This is a genomic window from Lysinibacillus sp. UBA5990 (assembly GCF_002429815.1).
GTDB lineage: Bacteria > Bacillota > Bacilli > Bacillales_A > Planococcaceae > Lysinibacillus > Lysinibacillus fusiformis.
This window is the reverse complement of record NZ_DJAY01000007.1, coordinates 146297-169034: the sequence shown is the minus strand read 5'-3', so window position 1 is coordinate 169034 and position 22738 is coordinate 146297. Positions and strand designations below refer to the sequence as shown.

Genomic DNA, 22738 nt, shown 5'->3' with positions numbered 1-22738 from the left:
GAAAAAATTCTTCTTTTAGTTTGATACTCTATCGTATCCGGAGGCATGAAAAAACTGTATTCGCTTTCAAATTAGGCTTAGTAATAAAATGCCATGATCTCATACAACAGAAAAGACTTTGTAGATTGCTCCACAAAGTCTTTTCATAAAATTAATTATAGATTATTTAGTAACAGTTACACCTTTAGGGTCAATAGTTACTGTATTCTTTTTAGCAGCATCATCAACTGTGAATTTAGTAACAGCACCAGTAATTCCTGGGCTTGCAAAGTTCACAACGACAGTTTTCTTGCTATCTTTTACAGCAGCTACAGTACCAACAGTTGTATTATTAACTGTAACTTTATCTCCGTTTGCAATGTTTAATGCTTCAGAGAATGTGAATGTAACTTGTTGTTCTTGACCTAATTCACCAGCTTCACTAGTTGCTTTAGTTCCATTAACAACATAATCAAATGTACCATTTTTCACAGCTTTTAATTCTAATACAGAACCACTTACTGTAGCAGTTACACCTGTTACACGGTTGTTAATTTTGAACGCTAAGTCATTTAAAGAACTATAGAAGTTTGATTCAGGTGTCACTGTTCCCGTAGTATAACGAGTAAATTTAACACCGCCTACTTCTAATGTATTGCCATCTGCAGCATCAATAACAGCAGTGTCAATAGTTGCAGTTGCATATTTACCAACTTTGCCAACTACAGTTTCAACAGCTTTAGTTAAAACAGAAGAGAATTCATCGAAAATTGTTGGACCACCAGAAGTTGCTGTACGAACAATTTTAAATGTTACTTTACCATCTGCATCTTTGCTGTATTGTACTTCAGCTGCATTAGTAGTATATTTTTTCAATTCTGCAACAAATGCATCTGCATCTTCAAGTGAAGCGTTATTTTCAGCTACATATTTAGCATCTTTATAAGAAATTGCTTTTTTACCAGCAAATGTTAAAGTTTTGTCTGCAGTATTTACTGACGCAACTCGACCAATATAATTGTTAGTTACATCAGCTGTAGCTGTGAATGTTGCAGTTACTTCTTTAGCAGTAAATGCGAAATCTTTACCATCAGTAGGGTTAATTGCAACACCAGTAGCAATTACACGTACAGATGATGATTTACTTGGATCAACAAGTTTTACTTGTAAATCTGCTGAAGCTAACTCACGTGGGTATGATAATGTAATACTACGATTTGGTGAAACAGTTCTTCCTGCTACATCAATATCATTTGAACCTGTGTTAAATACTGTATAAGATACAGATTTAGTAGTAGCAGAGATTACGCTATTACTTTGGTTTACTAATTCTGCTTTAAATGTTGCTACTTGAGTATCTTCAAACTTAGTTTGTTTCTTACCAGCAGCATCGTAAGATTTAACTGATGCTCCATCTAGGTAAGCACGTTGGAAGTAAGAAATTGGTGCAACTGCTTTTGGTTCACCTTCATCAAGAGTAGCTTCTTTTGCATTAGAAGTGTTGATGTCAATCCAAGCAACAGGTGTTGCATAGTCATCTACTCTGTCAGAACCGATAACAAATGTAGCTTCACCTTTATCATTTGTTTTTACAGAGATTTGTTTAGCTGTGTTACCTGTACCAGAGTTTGGATAGTAAACACTGTTGTCAGCATCGATAAATTTAGCATCTGTAACTGTTGAAATTACACGGTCTAAATCTTCGTTGAATGCTACATTAACTACTTCGTTTTTCGCTAATTTACCATCTTTATCTTTTACAGTGATTTTATATTCACGACCATTATCAGCATAAATTGCTGCTACTTCGCCGCCATCACGAGCTACTTCGATAGTGTAGTCTGCTTGTACTGCTGCAAATTTAACTTTAGAAGCAGTAGCTTGTAAAGCAGAAGTTTTGTAAAGGTTAGCACTTTCATTAGTAGTAGTATTTACTGCGAAAATTACAGGAGTAACTTCTGCATTTGTACCAGAAACTGTGAATGTAGCTTCACCTTTAGAATCAGTTGTAACTTGAGCTGCTAATGGAGCAGTAGAATTGTTTAATTGTTTTACTGCAACACCGTTAACTGTAGCATTTGCTACTTTATCAGATGTTACATTCATGTTTTCAATAAAGCCAACATTGAATGTTCTACCAGATTCAGCTTTACCAGTTTTAGGGTTTTTGTAAGTCACTTTGTAAGTTTTGTTAGCACCGTTGTTAATTGTACCACCTGTAGTTACTTCTTCAACTGATAGAATTGTATCTACGCCCCAGAATACATAACCAAGTGAGAATTTAGAACGGTCACCAGTTGCATAAGCAGTTACTTCATCAGTACCTTCTTTATAACGAGTGTAAGAGTAAGTTGCGATACCCTCTTCGTTTGTTAACGCTTCACCAGTTAATGTTGGAACAACGCCATCATTGTTGTTACCTGGTACGTTGAAAGTAACAGGGATACCAGCTTTAGATTGACCATCAGCTACAGTTACTTTAGCTTGAACTTTAACTTCTTGACCAAGTTTACCTTGAACAGCAGAAGATACTAATTCAACTTTAGTTGGAATTACAGCTGCTACACCTTTAAATGAACCGATTTTTTCGCCATCTAAAGTTACAGTGTAATCTTTACCAGCTTCTTGTGCTGCAGTAGATAAAACAACAACTTTTTTGTTTGTTTGTTTTACAGAAGCATTTTTAATTTCTAAACCATCAATTTTGAAGTCTAGAGCTTGAACGTTATCAACTTCAGCGTCGAATGTTACTTCAACAGTTGTATTGTTGATTGCTTTAATAGCTGCATCAACTGGTGTTTCAGTATCACCTAGATTAAGAGTACGATTGAATACTACTGCGAAATCTTGACGAGTGATTGCTCCGTTAGGGTTAAGTTTCTTAGTATCAGAACCTTCGAAGATACCGTTAGCTACAGCGATTTCTAAAGATTCTTTAGCCCAACCTTTTACTTGAGAAGCGTCAGCAAATTGGCTAAGATCTGCTTCACCTTCTAAACCGAAAGCATCTACAAGAACTTTAGCTGCTTCAGAACGAGTTAAAGATTTGTTTGGTGCGAATTCTTTTGCACTAACACCTTCGAAGATACCGTTAGCTACTACTGCTGCGATTGAGTTGTAGTACCAAGCACCTTTTTTAACGTCTGAGAAGTTTACATCTCCGTCAGCTTCTAATTCTAAAGCTTTTGTGAAGATTTCTGCAGCTTGTGCACGAGTCACAGTGTTTAGTGGGTTGAAGTTCCCGTTAGTGTCACCTTGGATTACGCCTTTATCAACTAAAGATTGTACTGCTTCTTTAGCGTATCCAGAGATTTTGTTGTAGTCGTTTACTTGCGCAGCAGATGCTACAGGTACGATTGCAGATGCAACTAATGCAGCTGTTGCTGATGCCGCGAAAAACTTACGGCCTTTGTTTTGCTTTGCCATTAATGTATTCCTCCCTAAAATTCCTTAAATTGATATTAATCCAATGAAAACTATAGTACCGCCTAGTTACCTAAATGTATGTATTATAGCTTTCTTGAATAATACAAAACTAAAGCAAATTTGTTAGTAAATTTACTAGAAAAAGCGTAGTAGAATACCATTCTAGTAAGTTTATTCACTTTCTACAATAATATAACACTATCTCTCCCTAAATTCAAGCATTGGGACATAAATTTAGATGTAGAAGATTTTTTTACCATGGCATTTAATAGATACCATTACTCTACCAACTAAATTACCCCTAGAATGGGTTGGTAACATATAGTTCCATTTCCTATTATACCTGACTCTCAATAATAACCAAGCATTTTCTGGAATGGTTACTAAATTGTCAAAAATTAAAGACTCCCGTAATATATTAGTTATATTTGTAAAGAAACAGAAATATAGGTAGAGTTTTTTAGCGAATTTTGCCTCAATCCTTCCATTTTCTCGAGTTTCTTCATTATTAAGTAATAGCTAAGTCTATCTGTCCCTATGTTGTAATAATAGATTATCTTTTTTTATGTTACACTTTTGTTAGTTTGATAGAACAATTATCAGCTATTGAAGGGAGCTTGAAAAATGAAACGAAAATTTCCTCTTTACGGGGCAGTGCTTGCAGGAATGCTATATCTTGCCCCTACTACCGCTTCAGCAGAAGATATTTCGAAGCACTGGGCCTATCATGAAATGAACTATCTGATTACGAACGATTTAATGAAGGGTGATGAATTTGGCAATTACCGTCCAAATGATGCTGTTACGCGAGCTGAATTTGCAGCATTTCTAGTTAGAACACTTAACTTGCCTGCTTCTTCAAGTCAAGCTACCTTCTCAGATGTAAAGAAAGGCGACTGGTATTACGGAGTGATCGAGCAAGCAAGCTATCACGGATTGATTAAAGGTGATGAGCAGGGCAAATTCAACCCGAACGCACATATTAATCGTCAGGAAATGGCGGCTATGTTAAAAAGAGCCCTCAATTATCAAAACATCAACACATCTTCCTCCCCTATTAACTTTAGTGACAATGCCCGTATCGCCGAATGGGCTTACGCAGATGTACAAGCTGTCGTAACATCAGGCCTACTTGTCGGGAAGCCAAACAATCAATTTGCACCTCTTGCACAAACAACACGTGCTGAAGCAGCGACCGTGCTCTATCGCTTAATCCATTTGGAAGCACCTGAAACTGGCGGCAAGCAATATACAACGACGAATTACTCATATGACTACTCTTCGGTGGTTAAAAAACAAGCTGCCAATAATCCAAAGGTCGACGGTGCTGGCATTTTTACAGCTAGCGACGCACTAGTGTCATACTATGTACATCCAAAGAGCGTTATGCAGGATAGCCCATCTTTTTATCAATTTTTAAAATTATCTACTGTCGTCAATAATTTGAGTGCCAAGGAACTGAATGAAAAGGTACTTGCTAATAAAGGAAGCTTAGCAGGTATGGCTGATGCTTTTATTCAGGCGGGTGTCGATAATAATGTAAATGCTATCTATCTGTTATCACATGCTTTACATGAAACAGCGAATGGTGCCTCTGCCCTCATTAAAGGGATTGAGGTTGGCTTAGACTCGAGTGGAAAACCAGTGATGGTCACTCCAGAAAATCGAGGCAGTTTAACGGAGATTAAGAAGACTTATAATACTTATGGTATTGGGGCTATTGATGCTGATGCCAATAAATACGGTGCTGAGCGTGCTTATACAAATGGTTGGTTTACCGTACAGGATGCCATTATCGGTGGGGCTCAATTTGTAAAAGATCAGTATATTAGTAAAGGACAAGATACGTTGTATAAAATGCGCTGGAACCCTGAGAATCCAACCATCCATCAATATGCAACACATGTTATGTGGGCAGTGATTCAAGCGAAAAAGATTTATGATATTTATGAATTAATTGGTGCACATACAACAACGAATTTAGTGTTTGATATTCCTGCTTATCAAGGTCAGTCTTCCGCTCCATCGTTACCAAACGTTTCGAAGCAATATGCTTTAGATTCATATATAGCTGGGGCAACTGGAAAAGCTACTACTAATCTCAATATGAGAACATATCCTAATACTGCGGATGCTACATCCATTATGACAAATTTACCAAAAGATACATCCTTCAAAGTACTTGGAGAAAATGGTGGTTGGTTCAAAATAAACGTCGATGGACAAGAGGGCTGGGTATTTGATGATTATGTTCAGCTAGAAAATGGTTTACAGATTGTCAACATGAACATCATGCTCAATGTCCGAAGTGAACCGTCTACGACAGCGGCTATTTTAGGTACAGTAAAACCAAACGGCTTTATTATCGGTGCTGTAGATGATAATGGTGAATTCGTGAAAAATGGTGCCTGGTATCAGGTTATCTATAACGGCAAAACCGGCTGGGTGCATGGCGATTATATTGTAAAATGATGATTTCATGCGATAATCTAAAAAAAGAGTGCGACTTTGTTTCGCACTCTTTTTTGTTGTCTTCCTTGCACAAATAAAAAACACTATATAATAGAAGAAACTCAAATTATCCAGTTATGAGCACCTCTGTTTCCTTCTAAAATTCAGTGCATCTTTAAGTGTGATTTGTTTGTTTTTTGCAATAGGATCCTCCTTTTTAAGAAGATGAATCCCCGTTTATACACCCTACAACAATAGGTAAACTATTATCGAAAATTTCCTGTCAATATTGCTTTTATGGTATGATAGATTGCAGTGAAAAAGGAATTACAGAAAGGTTTGAACACTATATGAGGCATGTAACGATTATGGGCGTACCCTTTTTACATATTAGTCAGCAAGGGTTTGTAGATCTACTTGTTAATCGTATTGAACAGCAAGAAAAGACTTTCGTTGTGACGGCCAATCCTGAAGTTGTCATGCAGGCAAATGAAAATCCTACTGTGAAGGGATATTTAAATCAGGCGACCTACATATGTGCGGATGGCATCGGTGTGGTTAAGGCTGCTCAAATCCTTGGCGATTCACTACCAGAGCGTGTGACAGGCTATGATACTATGGTGAAACTGTTGGAGGTTGGTCAACAAAAGCGCTTTAAAGTTTATTTATTGGGCGCACAAAAAGAAACAATTGAAAAGACCATTGCCAATATTCATAAGAATTATCCCCATGTTGAAGTCGTGGGCTATCATGATGGATTCTTTGATTGGAATAACAATCACATTGCGGACGATATCGCAGCCTTACAACCTGATTTGGTGTTTGTCGCTTTAGGAGTACCAAGACAGGAAAAATGGATCACTGAAAACCTGGACAAGTTTTCAAAGGGCGTATTTATCGGTGTAGGAGGCTCCTTCGATGTCATCGCGGGAACCGTGAAACGTGCACCAGTCATTTGGCAAAAGTTAAATCTTGAGTGGCTTTATCGACTGCTACGTCAGCCAAGTCGATTTATAAGAATGCTTGTTCTTCCACGTTTTGCTTTAAAGGTTTTCTCATTAAAGCTTAGAGGGCAGGGCACAGCAAAATGAGTCAATCAACATTTGTCAAAAGTACACTCGTCTTAACAATTGCGACATTACTTTCTAAGGTAATCGGTAGTATTTTCCGTATACCACTTCAAAATATTGCTGGTGATGAAGTACTTGGTATTTTCAGTCTTGTCTATCCTGTCTATATGGTGGCTTTGTATTTATCTGTTGCGGGTATCCCTATCGCTATTTCTAAATTGATTGCGGAGGCTAACTCAAGTAAGGATACTGCCAAAATAAAGAAAATTTATGTGACCGCAAGAATCCTTGCCCTATCCTTTGGCGTCATTAGTTTTACAATCATTTACGGTTTTTCAGCACAGATAGCGAATGCACTTGGTGGACCATCAACAGAAATTGCCTTAATTATTGTGGCACTGACATTACTTGTGGCTCCTTATATGGCCGTCTATCGTGGCTTTTTCCAAGGATTTGGAGATATGCGACCTACTGCCATCTCTCAAGTAATTGAACAGTTAGTTCGAGTTGCATTAATTCTAATTGTTGCGTATTTCCTAGTTGCGATGGATTATTCAAATGATATTGTAGCTGGTGGAATTATGGCTGGTTCTGTCCTTGGAGCACTCGGTTCACTTGTTTATTTACTCTATAAATATTTCCGATCTTCGGTAAAAGTAACGAGCAAGGAGAAATATTCGAGTAAGGATTTCTCCACATATAGTAAGACTATTCTAAAGATCTCCATTCCGATTGCAATTGGTTCTGTTACAATGGCACTTTTCAACTTTGTGGATTCCTTTACCGTCACATATGGGTTGAGAAATGCAGGGGCTGACGCAAGTGAAATTAGCTTCCTTTACGGTATATACGGTCGAGGGCTGACATTAGTTCAAATTACGACTGTATTTGCGTCTTCGATTATTTTACCGCTTGTGCCATTGATTACTACTAAAATTGCGGAACGTAAAATGGATGAAACACGCAGTATTATTGAACAAACACATCGTATGACCCATCTTATATCATGGCCAGCTGCTATTGGATTGCTTGCCTTAACCTTGCCTTTAAATCTAGCTCTTTTCAAGGACTTAGAGGGAAGCTTAATGTTAGCCATGATTAACCTTAGCTCTGTCTTTACATCTCTGACTCTTCTCGGAACAGGCGTTTTACAGGGAATGAATGCTGCTAAAACAGGCGCTCTTATTATTTTAAGTGGCGTTGTTCTGAAGGTGTTTGCGAACATCTTCTTCATTCAAGCATTCGGTCTAGATGGTGCTGCTTATGCAACATTATTGGTGTACTTTGTGTTATTTATTGTGAATACTGTCTTTATATATCGTATGATTCGCTTTACTGTTCTTGGAAAAGATACGGTGAAAATGATTGTTTCTTCGATCGTAATGGGAGTAGCCGTTGGTTTACCAACGCTTTGGCTTGATTTTACACATTGGTCTCGTATGTGGGCAATGGGCTATCTGACTATTGCCATCATCGTGGGAGGAGCTATTTACTTCCTTTTACTATGGCTAATGAAAGCTATTCATAAACAAGATTTAAAGAAAATCCCTGTTATCGGAAAAAGATTTTCATAAATAAGAGAGGTAGGACACTTATGTCGAAACAGAAATGGCTTTGGGGGATCATTGTTCTTTTACTCGTCGTTTCCTCCACAGGTATCATGATGAGGTGGAATGCGGAGCAATCGAATGATTCTTATGAAATTGTGATTCCCTATGATGAAATACAAACTGTAGATAAAAACAGTGATTTAACAATGGATGAAATCCTTTCCTCCTTAAAAGAAGCTGGACTGACAACTGTTAGTCTTGAGCCTTTAACATTAAAGGAAATGGAAAAACAAAATTTGATTACTGTCTATAAAGAAAACGACTTAGCAGCACAATTATTATTTACACCTTATAAAGATGCTGTTGATGTTACAAAGAGTGGCTCTTATATTCGAGTACCTGAAAATACAGACTATCAAAAACTGATTAAAGATAGTGTAGAACCAGAGGAAGTTCAAATAGGAGAAGAGGCTTTTTATTTTCTCCCTACTTCTAACCATAACTTTGATTTAAAAACACCAATTGGCTACGATCAACCTGCTATTGATATGATTAGTAAGCATGGTCTAGGCTATGTCTTTAAAGTGGCAAATGCAGATAATGAATTGGCTAACAATAAATTGGTGAATCAATTACTAGCATTAAAAGATGGTTCATCTGGTCGCTTGCTTGGTCAAGGTGACGAAGCAATTGGCTTTGGACAAAAAAAAGGCAATCAATTAGTTGAAAAATTAAGTGATGCGGGCTATTACTTCTATACAATCGAAAGTAATCCATTGAAGGGCGAAAGTAAAATCGCCCAAATAACCGATTACAATATGATTCGTTTGCATAGTATTAATATCAACAGACAAACGAAATTAAAGTTAAATGAAAGTATTGACCGTACAACAAGAGCTGTCAAAGAGCGTAATATCCGTTCTATCTTCTACCATATTAAAACAACTGGTAATGCCAAGGAAAATATGGAGCAAACAATTGACTACTTAAATGGAGTACATGACGCAATGCCAGATCATTTCCAACCTGGCGAGCCAAAGCTGTTTGATAAGGTAGCTGTACCAGCCTGGGTCAAAGCAGCAGTATTATTAGCAGGTATTTTATTTACCTTTATCGTTTCAGAATTAATCAAATGGATGCCTCTACGAATTGCGGCAGCTGGATTTATGACAGTACTAGCCATTGCGTACTTTATCCTGAAAAGCACTCTATTCTTACAGGCATTTGCACTAATTATTGCAGTCCTTGCACCTACCTATGCCGTAATTAAATCGGCTCAAGGTTCTACGAAAATGTCTAAAATACTTGTGCAATACTTGAAGGCAGTAGCGATTAGCCTTATCGGGATTGTTATTGTCATTGGCTTATTAAATGGCAATGCCTTTATGACAGGCTTTGCTACGTTCAAAGGCGTGAAGTTAGTTTATCTGATTCCAATTATGGGCGTCCTACTATTTACATTAATTGAGATGAACCGACTAGCTGATCAAAATATTAAAAAATCTTTATCTAATACCGTAACATTGTTAAATAAAGAATTAAAATATTGGCATGTGCTCCTACTAATTGTCGTGGCGGGTATCGGTTTATTTTACATTAGCAGAACTGGTAACTCTGGCTCAGTTAGTGATTTAGAATTAGCTTTTAGACAATGGCTAGAAAATACCTTATATGTACGACCAAGAACGAAGGAATTCTTAATTGGTTTCCCATTCTTTGTTTTAGCGTTATATGTAATGGGCATCAACCGCAAATGGGGTAGCATCCTACTTGTACCTGGTGTAATAGGATTCTTATCGATTGTCAATACTTTCACACACTTACACATCCCAGTAGCTGTTTCAGTATTACGTACTCTATACAGCGTATCTCTTGGCTTCGTTATAGGACTAGTATTTATCCTTATCTTTAAATTCGGTTATCGTTGGGTTTCTAAGGCAATCGCGAGGTGGTCATAATGCACATTGTTTTATCTGGCTATTATGGATTCGATAATGTCGGAGATGATGCTATTCTGCTGTCCATTATTCAAGCTTTGAAGAAATGGCAAAGTGATATAGAGATCACTGTATTATCCAATAACCCAACTGCTACTGAGCAAACGTATGGCGTTAAAGCCGTCAATCGTTGGAAAATGAAAGAAATCCGTCAATTGCTAAAAACAGCTGATGGACTTATTAGTGGCGGCGGTAGTCTAATGCAGGATCAAACAGGCATGAAAACTATTCCTTACTATGCGGGCGTGATTCAAATTGCAAAATGGCTGAAGAAGCCAGTATTTGTTTACGCCCAAGGTATGGGCCCAATCAACAACTCGCTTAGCAAATTTATCGTGCGGAAAACCTTTAGCAAGGTTGAGCAAATTACGGTTAGAGATAAAGCCTCCCAAACTCTTTTAACAGAGATTGGTGTACGTAAAGAGACTAAAATTGTGCCGGATCCTGTTATGGGGCTAAATGGTGGCGACTTTCATTGTGAATGGTTAGATCAAGAAGCCCTAACAGCGGAAAGCTATATTTCTGTTAGTGTTCGTGATTGGCCATCTACAATAGCGTATAAAGAAAAAATTGCACATAGCTTAGACCAATTAGTACGTCAGGGTGAGCAAATCGTCTTCTTACCAATGCATGGTGAACACGATTTAAAAACTTCTCAGGAAGTGGCAACACTCATGCAGGAAAAAAGCTTAATTGCTCCTTCTGATTTATCCATTGAGGAAAAAATTGCTGTAATTGGACAATCACAATTATTAATTGGGATGCGACTACATTCCCTAATCTTTTCAGCCATTTATGCTACACCTTTTATCGCCATTTCGTATGATCCAAAAATTGATGCGTTTGCTGATATTGTTGATCAACCGGTTATTGGACATGTCGAGAAGGATGATTGGAACGGTGTCACATTGTTCGAACGAGCTATCGCCATTCTAGAATCGTATACGACAGTTCAAGAAAATATGCGTCAGGCTGTGCTACCATTACAGCACGAAGCTACGGCAACGGCTAAATTAGCGATTGAGACTTTCTCTAAATAAACATAAAAAAATGATGAATTTCAATATTAATTGAAATTCATCATTTTTTTCCGACTTCTAATAATTTTAAAACGGACTGTGCCTGCTGCATATGCATCGCCAAGATATATTGACTGGCCTGCAGTAAAATCTGGGCTTTTACCATATTCATCATCTCTTTTGCAATATCAGCGTCTCGAATTCGTGACTCGGCTGCTTGTAAATTTTCTGCGGTGTTCACATTGGCATTATAGGCGTGTTCCAAACGGTTTTGATAGGCACCTAGACGAGAGCGTTCATTAGATACGCGTTTTAAAGCATCATCCATAGAAGAGATAGCCTTCTCTGCATCATCCCTAGTAGCAATCGAAACATCTTTCAAACCAAGTGCTTCTGAACCGACACCATTGATCAACAGTTCAATGGTCTGTCCTGCGTTGGCACCTGCCTGAATTTTAATCCCATTTGTTTCATAATCACCATTCAGTAATGTTTTTGTATTAAATTCGGTATCAGTTGATATACGTTGAATTTCCTTTTTTAGCTCTTGGAACTCCAAATCAAGTTGTTTCCGATCCTCATCCGTTAATGTATCATTGGCTGCCTCCACTGCTAGTTCTCGCATACGCTGAATCATCGCATGTGTCTCATTTAATGCCCCCTCTGCTGTCTGCACTAATGAGATGCCATCCTGTATATTTTTTGCCGCCATATTCAATCCACGAATTTGAGCACGCATTTTTTCAGAAATGGCAAGACCTGCTGGATCATCTGCTGCACTATTAATTCGGTAACCTGTAGAAATTCGTAGCATTGCCTTACTCATGGCACCGTAATGTCGATTCATATTATTCAGGATCGACATCCCCGTAGCCGACCAATTACCTAACATTTACTCACCACCCTCTTGTCACTTATATCGGTCTATCCTCCATTTTTTTAATACTTAGTTCGGGAATAGTTTCCAATATATCAGGATTTATTAACTATTTGTAGAAAAAATAATCTTAATCCTAAACTTTTGACCTACTCTTGATAATAAAAGCACCCCTTCTCCTAGTAAGAAAAGTGGGCGCTTATTAATGGGCATACCATCTATTCAATTGTGAAACCTCCAAGTTGATGGTTCTTTTGCTGTAATAGATTAAAAAAGAGTGATTTATTGTTCTCTAATAATGCTTGATCGATTAAGTTATCTAGATTTCTAATTTCAATCTCTGTAATAAGTTGATCAATTTCACCTACTGTCACTGTAGAAACAAGCGGAAGTTGTTGTTTTGGTGTAGCGCTTTCAAGTATAGGTGCCAGATGATCATGGACGTTGGTAATAAGTAGTAGCTGATAAAGTGGTAATCGAATAAATCGATTGCCTTTTTGGAAAACAAACACCTCAGATAAATTTTCAATTTGCTGTGTCTTCATGTTGATAATCATCTCTTTACCTTCTATGGGAATGAAATGGAAAATCTCATTCTCTTTTAAAATAGAGAAATATTGATAAGCAAATACGAGACGTAATTTGTCTCCAGTAATTTTTGTATAAAAAGGCTTCATGTATTGAACTTGCATCATCCTTCATCCCTCCTAATTATCTGATTATTCAGATTTTAACACAAATCAAAAGTCTTGTTAACTATCTTTGAATCAATTTATTTCTTTCTAATCATTCAGCTTATCATTGCCGCATTTTAATCGTATAATGGAAGGACAGTCTTTTTTCCTTTACTACAATTAATCCATATTAAACATAGCCATATAAGAAGAAAGGAGTGAGGTGATGGCATTGTCAATATCGCAATTGGCTAAAGAACATCAAGAATTCGTGTTAACTAAATTAAAAGAAGCTGAACATGATTTACATCCTTCCTCTACGGAAGATGAAGAACTAGTTCGTCGTGCTGTCTTTTCGGTTAGAAATAAGTCCATTATTTTTGACCGTTTTAATGGAGCCAGTTCTATATTATATGCAACTGTCCAGGATGTCAGACCCGCTTCTGTTGAAATTGATTTCGCCAAGGAAGAGTTACGCTGTAGCTGTCCTCAGCCAAAATGGTGTCGACATCAGGTAGGTACTTTACTTGCTCTCTACCAGTACTTTGATTCAGTTCAAAATTGGTCTAGTGCTTGGCGTGCTCAAAAATCTGTCCAGTTAAAATCATTAGCTGATGAACGTAGCCCTCAAAGTTGGTCAATGATGGTTGAAGAAGTAATGAAACGTTTATTGCCACCGGGTCGCGTTTTAGAAGGCTATGGCCTTTCTGCTATAAGGACCGATGCATTGGACCGTCTGCGTAGACATATGCCCTTTGAGCGTGAATGGCAACCTCTTTATAAACTGTATATGGAGTTAGCCATTTTCAATACTATTTGGCGACATTTAAATGAAACACCTGGTCATTCATTGGATTCTCCTTATATGAAATACTTTATTGATCAAAGTAGTCAATCTTTCGAGAGCATACTAACAGAACTGACTAATCGTTCTCGACTTTTCGCGACTGATCCGTTTTATGATGCTCTCCAAGAGGAAGTACGAAAGTTTTTATTAGAACGACATGGATTATTTCCAAATCGACTTCGCCTATACATGCTACTTTGGGCGGTGCTTTTTTATGAAAAGTCTCGTCGTGAGCAGGAATTAGATTATATAAATAATCTTGAAAACCCTTCAGCAGAAATATCCTTAGATTCATTAAGATTATTATTTTATGTACTCTTACAAAAAGAGGACTTACTGCTTGAAAGTTTGACACATACTAATTTGCATCATATGCAGGATCTATTTGAACTCGCTACTTTTGCTCAACGTGCTGGCGAATCAGATGCGCTGGCTATTATTTTACGAGCGATACTGCCAATGACAGAAGCCTTTTTACAGGAAGTCGTGCCAGTTGTACAACGAGCTCAGTATGTTCGTCAATTCCAGCTTTTATTTGATGAAATACAGCTTACCGAGGAAGAGGAAGCCATTCTATACAGCGCATTTGGAGTCTACGGCCTTCAGCCATTCTCTTCGTTCTTGATTAAAAAAGGACGTTATCGAGATTGGGCAGCTCTACATCAATTAAATCCTTCTTCACTATCTTATTTAGAGATGTGTGGATTAAAGGATGTGTTACAAGTTGAACCGGCTACAGTTTTACCTTTATATCATGTATATGCAATGGCGGAAATTGCCCAAAAATCACGCATGAATTATAAACAGGCAGTGCGCATTTGGAAAAGTATGCGTAGTGCCGCAAAACGCGCTGGTAAAACAGCTTATTTTGAAACGTATATACAAACAATCCGTTCAGAATATAAACGACTCCGTGCGTTACAGGAAGAAATCGAGAAAGGAAACTTAGTATGATGATAATAAATGCCAATGCTCCTTCCCCTTTTTCTAAAACTCAACAGCTTCGTATTGATGTAGCTCGGGAAGGATATTTTACGTTGCGAGGCTTTACTGAAAATGGTACAACAATCGACGTAGAAACATTCAAATCTTCATTGTTCTTTACGTATGAGGCAAATATCTATGGCTTACTAACGAATCAGGCTGATTTAACAATTGAGGTGTCCACTGCTGAGCTTCTTGATATTTTTTCATCAAACTATCAACATCCCTTTATCAGCTGGGTTGGTGTAAATGAAGATAGTAAAGAATGGCTAGGTAAAGTATTGGCTTTACAAGATTATTGGCAGGAGCCCTCCCTTTGGTCACATGCTGTCATTGCAGAAGATTTTTCTACACTAACCTTTCCTATAGATGATATAGATTCTGCATTATTAGAAATGGCGGTGCAGCAAAAACTTTCACAAGTAGGATTATTATTTTCTGATTTACCAAAGCTATTGCCCTTTTTCTTACGAGGTGGCTGGCCATTAGATCAAACTCGCCAAGTCGGTGCCATCACAGTGTCTTTACGATTAAGTGAACCAGAAGAAGATTCCGATGTCTGGCTATTAGAAACGGTCCTTAGTACCGCTACTACAAAAAATTACTGGACACCTGCCATTCGTAAGCAGTCATTACTTATCGAAGATGCACTGCCTACAAAATGGCGAATGTTTGCAACTGAAATTGAGCAGCAACAACAACAAATAGTCGATCTACTATCTAAAGATGCTATCAGTAGCGAAGCCTTTATTCGTGTGACACTTGAAGACATGGAGGTACGATCTTTTTTACGTGAGGATCTTGCCAGATTACAGGCACTTGGCTTTGATGTTGTACTTCCTGCATGGCTAAAGGATTTAAAACAATCGAAATTCCGGGTCCGTGTTACAACTAGCAATGCATCCACAAAAAAAGTCGCTGGATTAGATGATATTTTAACGTTCAAGTGGCAATTTTCGATGAATGGACAGACGATTTCACCTGAGCAATTTAAAAAGTTGGTGGAAGAAAAGCGTGAATTTATTCGAATAGGTACAGAATGGTTCCGTGTTGACGCTAACTGGATGCAAGAAATGCGTGCTCTAATGCAGCAGGCAGAAGATGAGAGCTGGACTGTCCGAGAATTACTATTCAGGGAATTACCCGAAGATTTATCTGCGCCTCTTGAAGAAGAGGATGCTGACGATGCTCTTCGGGATGATCCTATCTTTGCATTGGAGATACAACAATCGTTAAAGGCTTATATGGAACAGCTCTTAGACAAAAAGGGTTTACCTGCTGTACCAATTCCAGAGTCATTACAAACAGAATTACGTCCTTATCAAATTGATGGCTTTGAATGGCTAGTCTTTATGCGTCAGCAAGGTTTTGGTGCGTGCCTAGCCGATGATATGGGGCTTGGTAAAACGGTTCAGATGATATCCTATTTACTTCATATATATGAAACAGTAGCTGATTACACAAAACCATCCATCATTATTTGCCCTACCTCAGTGCTTGGTAACTGGCAGAAGGAGCTTGCTCGATTCGCTCCTTCACTAATTGTCCATACTCATTACCAAACTAACCGTGCAAAAGATGATGATTTCCAAAAAATGATATCGATTGATAAGCCACATGTCATTTTATCAACCTATGGTACTGTGTCACAGGATACTGAATTTTTACAGGATATTGACTGGGCAACTGTTGTATTAGATGAAGCTCAAAATATTAAAAACATGCAGACCTTACAATCAAAAGCCATTCGTAAATTACTGGGTGATCATCACATTGCCCTGACTGGCACTCCTGTAGAAAACCGTCTATCTGAGCTTTGGGCTATCTTTGATTTTATTCATAAAGGCTATTTAGGTAGCTTTGGTCGCTTTAATGAAGAATTTATATTGCCCATAGAACGAGATGAATCTGAATCCCATAAACAAAAGCTACGAACGAAAATTCAACCATTCTTATTACGTAGGACAAAACGAGATCCGCATTTGCAGCTGAACTTGCCAGATAAGCTAGAATCAAATGAGTATTGCCCATTAACAGCCGAGCAAGCTTCCCTTTATGAAGGCTATATTTTAGAAACCCTTGATCAGCTAGAAGAGTTAACAGGCTTTCAAAAAAAGGGACGCGTCTTAAAAATGCTCAGTAAATTAAAACAACTATGTAATCATCCTGCCCTATATTTAAAGGAACCTTTCGAGGATGCCGAAACAATGCTTGCACGTTCGGCAAAGTTAGAGCGCATTGTGCAAATGGCGGCTGAAATTGTGGACAATGGCGAGCAATGTCTGATTTTTACACAGTATATTGGAATGGGACAATTGCTACAGCATTGTTTAAGTGAATTATACAATGTAGATGCACCTTTTTTAACAGGTGCCATGCCTAAGCAGCAACGAGACCGCTTAGTAGAGGCGTTTCAGGCAGGAGATTTCCCAATATTTATTCTCTCCTTAAAAGCAGGTGGAACAGGATTAAATTTAACAGCTGCTAATCATGTCTTACATGCTGATCGCTGGTGGAATCCAGCTGTCGAAAATCAGGCAACCGATCGTGCTTATCGCATCGGTCAAACACAATTTGTGCAAGTCCATAAATTTGTAACACTTGGTACAATTGAAGAAAAGATAGATAAAATGCTAGCGCAAAAATCAGCGCTATCAGAAGAACTTATTCAATCAAGCCAGTGGTTAACTGAATTAGAGGATCAAGAACTTCGTGACCTTATTTCATTAGATATATATTAATGACAAGCGCCAAGGACAAAAGTGTTCTTGGCGCTTTTTCAGTGGAACCATGTTTACTTCTCTTCTCTTCCCTACTTACTTCATATTCATATTCAGTTGTGTTAAAAAATTTCATTGCTGCGCGGTCAACAGCAACTTTTCAGTAAAAGTTAGTCCACATCATTCCTTTCTGTTACAACGGTGCAAGAAGTTTAAGGAGAATGGCGGATCAGACAATAATTTTTCCTGCGCCGTATGTAGCATGCTATGGCAATACAAAGTCTTTTAAGTCTTCCTGTTCATTCGAAGGAGGTGGCGTCACAATAGAAGCTTCGTCACTGTCCCTTTGTTTAAGCTGATAAAATCGAACATCTTCGACCACTACTTCTGTCATAAAAATTTTAGTGTTTTCTTCATTTACAAATGACCTTGTTTGAATACGGCCATATGCACCAATTAATGAGCCTTTACCGCAATATTTGACAATATGTTCTGCAAGCCTTCCCCAAACTGTACAGAATATGAAGTCTGTGTCTACTTCCCCATGAATATTTTTGAAATTGCGATTAATGGCGATTGAAAAATGAGTCTGCACACGATTTCCAGATAAGTAGCGTAATACTGGATCTTTCGTAAACCTTCCGACCAGTCCGACTTGATTCATTCATTCACCTCCTTTGCTTTGGATTGCTCTCATCTTACAAAATGATTCCAATATTAGCAAAACCGAAAAATGATAATTTACTGCGATACTTCAGCATAAAATAGGTAAATTACTTGTTGTATTTTTCTTTTTTTTCTTATTTTTTCACCAGAATGCTTTAGGCAGTAATGGCAAATGCTATTTCATGAAATCAGCAATTTCGCATTTATTGAAATTAACAAGCAGGTGCGTATGACCAACAACCGTAGCCGTATGTGTTATACTAAAAGAATGACAGACTTAGGAGGAATATACATAATGAAAACATTTAAAATGCTTTCCTTTGACCTTGTCACAAAAGATGGCGTGCAACCATTCCCTTTAGTCGATGGCATTATTATTAATCAGGAAAATAGCCATCAGTCTTGGGTACTCGAATTGTTTATGGAAAAACAATATCGCTCAACCTTTGATGAGCTCTTAGCGACTGCTACTATTTTTAATGTACGTGCCGTTATTTCATTTCCCGATAATGAACCCGCTCCTTTCCAGGTAATCGTACATACTGTTCAAGAAATCGGTGACCATGTATCAGTACTTTTAAAAGGTACACTGAAAATAAAACGCTCTAAATATGCTGAACAATTGCTTTCTGAACTACTAGCTGAAGGTGTTTCTTTAGAACATTTACTGGAACGCTTTACAAAAGATATGAAGCAGCGACCAAAATTGAAGAATGACTGACGATGCAAATTTTTGCATCGTTTTTTTAGAAATTCTTGAAGGGTTTTCTGTGAAATGAGGTCTTGTAAGCACAAGTTTTTTTGAATTACAGGGTAATAAATGACTTGAAATATTATATCCCCATAGCCACTCTGCTTCCTCAACTCATAAAAAAAGAGTGTTTTCCATGTAGGAAACACTCTTTTGATATTATCGGTTGTTCATACCGTCACGATACTTCTCAGTGTCGTTGGCTTTTTCATCCACCATGTTGTCATTACGATCAACACCGTTTACGCCATTCGCGTTTGGTACGTTGTCATAGCCATTTGTGCTGTTAATATCAGCATTTGACCCAGGTGTTGTCGCTTCAGGTAATGTTGTATTTTCATTTACAGTACCTCGTTCAACACCATTTACATTTCGATCGTATGCATCGTTTCGATTATTCGGATCTAATGCATCCTCGACACGATCCACACCATTACGAACGTCAGTCTCTGCGTCTCTCACAGGATGATCTTCAACTGCACGATTTCCCCAGTTACATCCTCCAAGGAATACAGTAGCCAGAATAATGGTTAAAAATGACATTTTCCACATAGTAAAAAACCTCCTTTCTTGGTACTATGTCATCAAATACATCATGTGTATTTGTGATCTAACATAGATTGCCCGAGAAAGGAGGGAACTATCCGATTTTTGTTTAAACTATTTTTGTTTTTCTTTTAACAACTGTTCAATATATGCTGCTTCTGCTTTACAGTCATAGCTATAGTCTGTGCCTAGCTCATTTTGCAATGCCTCGATTGTTTCAACTTGCTGTGCTGTTGGTTCTTCACTTAAAATTTTGGCAATGACCTCATCAATTTTTTGTGCCATCTCTTCATGAAACTCTGCACTCATTAATGTTTCGGCTGGAATTTTTTCGATCCATGCTGCATTCTCTTGGAAATAAGTCTGCCAGCTTGCAATGAAGTCTTCCATAGAAAAGCGCTCTTCATCCCAACCAATACTTGCTAAGTATGTTTCAAAAGATGTTGAAATCGAACGAGTAATGCTAATTTTAATACCTGAAGACAATTCCTTATACATCTTAATAATCCTCCTACGTTCGTAAAACCTTAAAATTACATCTATTTCAATTCACAATCGCATAATCGCCATCGCAATTTAAGAACCTACTAGTCTCATTTTTTGACTTGACTTTATCTATTTTATATCTTTTGGTCTATAAATGCAAATTATGCTTGCTTTGGCTGCGCCGGCCCAATTGCAAATAGAATATCCGCTTCACATACAAGTTCCCCATCCACAGTTGCTACGCCATGTCCTTTACCCATTGAACCACGAAGTTTTACAAACTCCACTTCTAATTTAAGTTGGTCCCCAGGTACTACTTGACGCTTGAAACGGCAGTTATCAACACCCGTTAAAAATGCCAAACGTCCTTTAAATTCTTCGGCATTTAAAAGAGCTACTCCACCTACTTGTGCTAACGCCTCCACAATTAGCACACCTGGCATTACTGGATATCCTGGGAAGTGCCCATTAAAGAAGTCTTCATTCATAGAAACATTTTTTAAGCCTACTGCACGTTTTCCTTCTTCTAATTCAATAATACGATCTACAAATAGAAATGGATAGCGGTGTGGTAAAATTGCTTGAATTTGCTCTGCTGTTAACATTTCATTTCCCCCTCAAAATAAAGTATGTATACACAAAGTAAGGTAAAGAATAAAATTATTCTTTACCATGCATAATATCGAATATATGTTGCCATGTTTCTCTTTTGAAAATATCCACAGCATTTCCTTCTCCAATAACACTAAAGCCAACCATTGCGCCTAATGTTGCGGCAGTAACAACTAAGATGAGAACAATTACAATGCGTAACCAAATCGGAATCAGTCGGATTTGCACCCATCGAACCTCGCGTTGCTCTCCATTTGAGCGGCGTTCTTTATTTTCTGGTTGCGTATCGGTTTCTTGTGTCGGCACAGAACGTCGACGTGAATCGTTTGTCATAAATTGTACTCCTCTTCATTCCTTGCTTTTTAGGATGACTTCCTATCGAATACCATTGATTAGACCAAGCATTTGATCTGCTAATGTAACCGTTCTTGCATTGAATTGATAGGAACGTTGTGTTTGAATTAATTCTGTCATTTCCTTTGAGAGGTTAACATTGGACATTTCTAAAGTACCACCTTGCAGGCCAATTTGCTGGCGGTTTGCGCCTACTAGCTCTGTTAAAACTTCAGCTTGTGTAAAGCCAAGTTCAGCAAGGTTGTCTGGTAATCCAACATAAGAACCTGAAACATGTTCCATTAGTTGCGGTTTTTGGAATTCTGTTACCGCTAAATCCGTACGAATGATATCGCCATTTGGATAAGATGCTTCTAGTATACCACCATCTCGTACTGAAAATCTTTGCACATTATCTGGTAATGTAATAGCTTGTCCAGCGGCATTTGCCACTGGGTATCCCTCAGCCGTTACTAGCATAACTGTTCCATTATTTAGCGGCGATAAATAAAAGTCACCTTGTCGAGTATACACTGTTTCGGTTCCATTTTCATCATTTGGCATTAAAATATTGAAATATTGCTTTGCCGTTGTAAAGGCTAAGTCCAATTCTCGATTAGTCGTCTGCAAAGAACCTTGCTTTTGGTTGGATTTAATTTGACCAAGCATTGCGCCTGATCCATAGCGAATACCAACAGGTGTTTGTCGTTCAGCACGATCCAGTTTGTCATTATTATACTGTTGATAGAGTAACTCATTGAAAGATGCTTCCTTCGCTTTAAAGCCTGTTGTATTACTATTGGCAATGTTATTACTAATCGTATCAAGTTTATTTTGTAATTGGCCCATTGTATTAGTTGCTGTAATCATTGTACGTAGCATTTATAAAAAGCCTCCTGTTTTGTTCGTGCGTTAAATTTTACCGATTTCATTAACAGCCTTTTCCATGCTGCGATCATAAGCTTGTAATACTTTTTGATTGGCTTCAAATGCTCGGTACGCTGTCATTAAATCTGTCATGGCACGACCAGAATCTACGTTGGAGCCTTCTAAGAAGTTTTGACGTAATGTAAAGGAAACACCATTCGCGCCATAGGCTGATGGCAGGTTTACGCCATTTTCTGTCCGAATAAGACCGTTATCTTGTTTCTGTAGCATATTCGGATTGGCAGCATATGATACGCCTACTCGCGCTACTTGCTGATTATTAATGTATATGGCGCCACTTTCATCGAGGCGAAAATCATCATTAGGTAACTGGATTCGTTGTCCAACATCATTTAACACGTAAAGGCCTTGCCCATTTACTAAATAACCTTGGCCATCCAAAGTAAAATTACCATTACGTGTGTAGGCTTCTCCACCATCTGGATGTGCTAGTCTGAAGAATATTGAGCCAGATACACCCTCTTCATTTTGTGGTAAGTTTCCATCAATCAATGCCATATCTGTTGTAAAATCAGTGCTATAGATTTGGCCCTGTATGTAATTTGGTAATGTTTCTTGTAAATATGTCCCAGTATTTAAAGCGCCTACTTGATTCATATATTCGGCACCAGCTTGTTGATTGGCAGGCGCATTTGTTTTTCCGATGCTAGACATCAGCATATCTGGAAATGAACGAATCGTTGATTGGTCTGCCTTAAATCCTGGTGTATTCGCATTAGCTAAATTGTTGGATAGTAATTCTGTTCTTCTTTGTTGCGTGATCATACCGGTTGCAACTGTATAAAAACCTTTAAACAAAGAG

Annotated in this window: 18 protein-coding genes; 8 read left to right on the top strand and 10 right to left on the bottom strand. The window is 37.9% G+C overall.

Annotated features, from left to right (window positions below; genetic code table 11):
* Positions 1-162: 162 nt before the first annotated feature.
* Positions 163-3405 (bottom strand): S-layer homology domain-containing protein, encoded by a 3243-nt coding sequence (locus B3D94_RS05045; RefSeq protein ID WP_069480019.1) that lies wholly within the window; start codon positions 3403-3405, stop codon positions 163-165.
* A gap of 624 nt (positions 3406-4029) precedes the next feature.
* Between B3D94_RS05045 and B3D94_RS05040 the strand changes: the two genes are divergently transcribed.
* The 5 genes from B3D94_RS05040 (at position 4030) to csaB (ending at position 11513) form a co-directional block, all read left to right on the top strand.
* Positions 4030-5877 (top strand): S-layer homology domain-containing protein, encoded by a 1848-nt coding sequence (locus B3D94_RS05040; protein WP_291755351.1) that lies wholly within the window; start codon positions 4030-4032, stop codon positions 5875-5877.
* Between the two features lie 347 nt (positions 5878-6224).
* Positions 6225-6947: a WecB/TagA/CpsF family glycosyltransferase gene (locus tag B3D94_RS05035; protein WP_069480017.1), complete on the top strand. Its 723-nt coding sequence runs from the start codon at positions 6225-6227 to the stop codon at positions 6945-6947.
* Positions 6944-8500: a putative polysaccharide biosynthesis protein gene (locus tag B3D94_RS05030; protein WP_069480016.1), complete on the top strand. Its 1557-nt coding sequence runs from the start codon at positions 6944-6946 to the stop codon at positions 8498-8500. The genes B3D94_RS05035 and B3D94_RS05030 overlap by 4 nt, the downstream gene beginning before the upstream one ends.
* A gap of 20 nt (positions 8501-8520) precedes the next feature.
* The gene (locus B3D94_RS05025) at positions 8521-10434 is read left to right on the top strand and encodes a DUF5693 family protein (protein WP_291755345.1); all 1914 of its coding nucleotides are present in this window, start codon (positions 8521-8523) and stop codon (positions 10432-10434) included.
* A complete protein-coding gene (gene csaB / locus B3D94_RS05020) occupies positions 10434-11513 on the top strand; it encodes a polysaccharide pyruvyl transferase CsaB (protein ID WP_291755343.1) in 1080 nt (359 codons plus the stop codon). Before B3D94_RS05025 ends, csaB begins: the two co-directional genes overlap by 1 nt.
* 40 nt (positions 11514-11553) lie before the next feature.
* Here the strand turns inward: csaB and B3D94_RS05015 are convergent, their stop codons facing one another.
* Both B3D94_RS05015 and B3D94_RS05010 read right to left on the bottom strand, forming a co-directional pair.
* Positions 11554-12384 carry a flagellin gene (locus B3D94_RS05015; protein ID WP_291755339.1) on the bottom strand — a complete coding sequence of 277 codons (831 nt, stop codon included), beginning with the start codon at positions 12382-12384 and terminating at the stop codon, positions 11554-11556.
* A gap of 203 nt (positions 12385-12587) precedes the next feature.
* Positions 12588-13064: a transcriptional regulator gene (locus B3D94_RS05010; protein WP_069480012.1), complete on the bottom strand. Its 477-nt coding sequence runs from the start codon at positions 13062-13064 to the stop codon at positions 12588-12590.
* 205 nt (positions 13065-13269) lie between these two features.
* Between B3D94_RS05010 and B3D94_RS05005 the strand changes: the two genes are divergently transcribed.
* Positions 13270-14844, top strand: coding sequence for a hypothetical protein (locus B3D94_RS05005; protein WP_069480011.1), 1575 nt, complete (start codon positions 13270-13272; stop codon positions 14842-14844).
* On the top strand, positions 14844-17615 hold the full coding sequence (locus B3D94_RS05000) for a DEAD/DEAH box helicase (protein ID WP_414673975.1): 2772 nt from the start codon (positions 14844-14846) through the stop codon (positions 17613-17615). Before B3D94_RS05005 ends, B3D94_RS05000 begins: the two co-directional genes overlap by 1 nt.
* A 244-nt stretch (positions 17616-17859) precedes the next feature.
* Here the strand turns inward: B3D94_RS05000 and B3D94_RS04995 are convergent, their stop codons facing one another.
* Positions 17860-18258 (bottom strand): single-stranded DNA-binding protein, encoded by a 399-nt coding sequence (locus B3D94_RS04995; RefSeq protein ID WP_069480009.1) that lies wholly within the window; start codon positions 18256-18258, stop codon positions 17860-17862.
* Positions 18259-18555: 297 nt separating this feature from the next.
* Here B3D94_RS04995 and B3D94_RS04990 point away from each other — a divergent pair, with 297 nt between their 5' ends.
* Positions 18556-18981 carry a YwpF family protein gene (locus B3D94_RS04990; protein ID WP_069480008.1) on the top strand — a complete coding sequence of 142 codons (426 nt, stop codon included), beginning with the start codon at positions 18556-18558 and terminating at the stop codon, positions 18979-18981.
* Between the two features lie 189 nt (positions 18982-19170).
* Here the strand turns inward: B3D94_RS04990 and B3D94_RS04985 are convergent, their stop codons facing one another.
* From B3D94_RS04985 to B3D94_RS04960, 6 genes are all read right to left on the bottom strand, one after another.
* The gene (locus B3D94_RS04985; protein ID WP_069480007.1) at positions 19171-19563 is read right to left on the bottom strand and encodes a hypothetical protein; all 393 of its coding nucleotides are present in this window, start codon (positions 19561-19563) and stop codon (positions 19171-19173) included.
* Between the two features lie 108 nt (positions 19564-19671).
* A complete protein-coding gene (locus B3D94_RS04980; protein ID WP_069480006.1) occupies positions 19672-20055 on the bottom strand; it encodes a hypothetical protein in 384 nt (127 codons plus the stop codon).
* Positions 20056-20204: 149 nt separating this feature from the next.
* Positions 20205-20648, bottom strand: a complete 444-nt coding sequence (gene fabZ, locus B3D94_RS04975) for a 3-hydroxyacyl-ACP dehydratase FabZ (RefSeq protein WP_069480005.1) — start codon at positions 20646-20648, stop codon at positions 20205-20207.
* Positions 20649-20703: 55 nt separating this feature from the next.
* On the bottom strand, positions 20704-20988 hold the full coding sequence (locus B3D94_RS04970; protein WP_069480004.1) for a DNA-directed RNA polymerase subunit beta: 285 nt from the start codon (positions 20986-20988) through the stop codon (positions 20704-20706).
* Between the two features lie 42 nt (positions 20989-21030).
* Positions 21031-21870: a flagellar hook-basal body protein gene (locus B3D94_RS04965; protein WP_291755326.1), complete on the bottom strand. Its 840-nt coding sequence runs from the start codon at positions 21868-21870 to the stop codon at positions 21031-21033.
* Between the two features lie 30 nt (positions 21871-21900).
* Positions 21901-22734, bottom strand: coding sequence for a flagellar hook-basal body protein (locus B3D94_RS04960; RefSeq protein WP_069480002.1), 834 nt, complete (start codon positions 22732-22734; stop codon positions 21901-21903).
* Positions 22735-22738 lie beyond the last annotated feature (4 nt).

Coding starts and splice junctions, on each gene's coding strand:
- B3D94_RS05025 (WP_291755345.1), top strand. CDS start 8,521: ATGTCGAAACAGAAATGGCTTTGGGGGATCATTGTTCTTTTACTCGTC.
- B3D94_RS05010 (WP_069480012.1), bottom strand. CDS start 13,064: ATGATGCAAGTTCAATACATGAAGCCTTTTTATACAAAAATTACTGGA.
- B3D94_RS04985 (WP_069480007.1), bottom strand. CDS start 19,563: ATGTGGAAAATGTCATTTTTAACCATTATTCTGGCTACTGTATTCCTT.
- B3D94_RS04965 (WP_291755326.1), bottom strand. CDS start 21,870: ATGCTACGTACAATGATTACAGCAACTAATACAATGGGCCAATTACAA.
- B3D94_RS05015 (WP_291755339.1), bottom strand. CDS start 12,384: ATGTTAGGTAATTGGTCGGCTACGGGGATGTCGATCCTGAATAATATG.
- B3D94_RS05040 (WP_291755351.1), top strand. CDS start 4,030: ATGAAACGAAAATTTCCTCTTTACGGGGCAGTGCTTGCAGGAATGCTA.
- B3D94_RS05005 (WP_069480011.1), top strand. CDS start 13,270: ATGGCATTGTCAATATCGCAATTGGCTAAAGAACATCAAGAATTCGTG.
- B3D94_RS05035 (WP_069480017.1), top strand. CDS start 6,225: ATGGGCGTACCCTTTTTACATATTAGTCAGCAAGGGTTTGTAGATCTA.
- B3D94_RS05000 (WP_414673975.1), top strand. CDS start 14,844: ATGATAATAAATGCCAATGCTCCTTCCCCTTTTTCTAAAACTCAACAG.
- fabZ (WP_069480005.1), bottom strand. CDS start 20,648: ATGTTAACAGCAGAGCAAATTCAAGCAATTTTACCACACCGCTATCCA.
- B3D94_RS04980 (WP_069480006.1), bottom strand. CDS start 20,055: ATGTATAAGGAATTGTCTTCAGGTATTAAAATTAGCATTACTCGTTCG.
- B3D94_RS05030 (WP_069480016.1), top strand. CDS start 6,944: ATGAGTCAATCAACATTTGTCAAAAGTACACTCGTCTTAACAATTGCG.
- B3D94_RS04990 (WP_069480008.1), top strand. CDS start 18,556: ATGAAAACATTTAAAATGCTTTCCTTTGACCTTGTCACAAAAGATGGC.
- csaB (WP_291755343.1), top strand. CDS start 10,434: ATGCACATTGTTTTATCTGGCTATTATGGATTCGATAATGTCGGAGAT.
- B3D94_RS04970 (WP_069480004.1), bottom strand. CDS start 20,988: ATGACAAACGATTCACGTCGACGTTCTGTGCCGACACAAGAAACCGAT.
- B3D94_RS05045 (WP_069480019.1), bottom strand. CDS start 3,405: ATGGCAAAGCAAAACAAAGGCCGTAAGTTTTTCGCGGCATCAGCAACA.
- B3D94_RS04995 (WP_069480009.1), bottom strand. CDS start 18,258: ATGAATCAAGTCGGACTGGTCGGAAGGTTTACGAAAGATCCAGTATTA.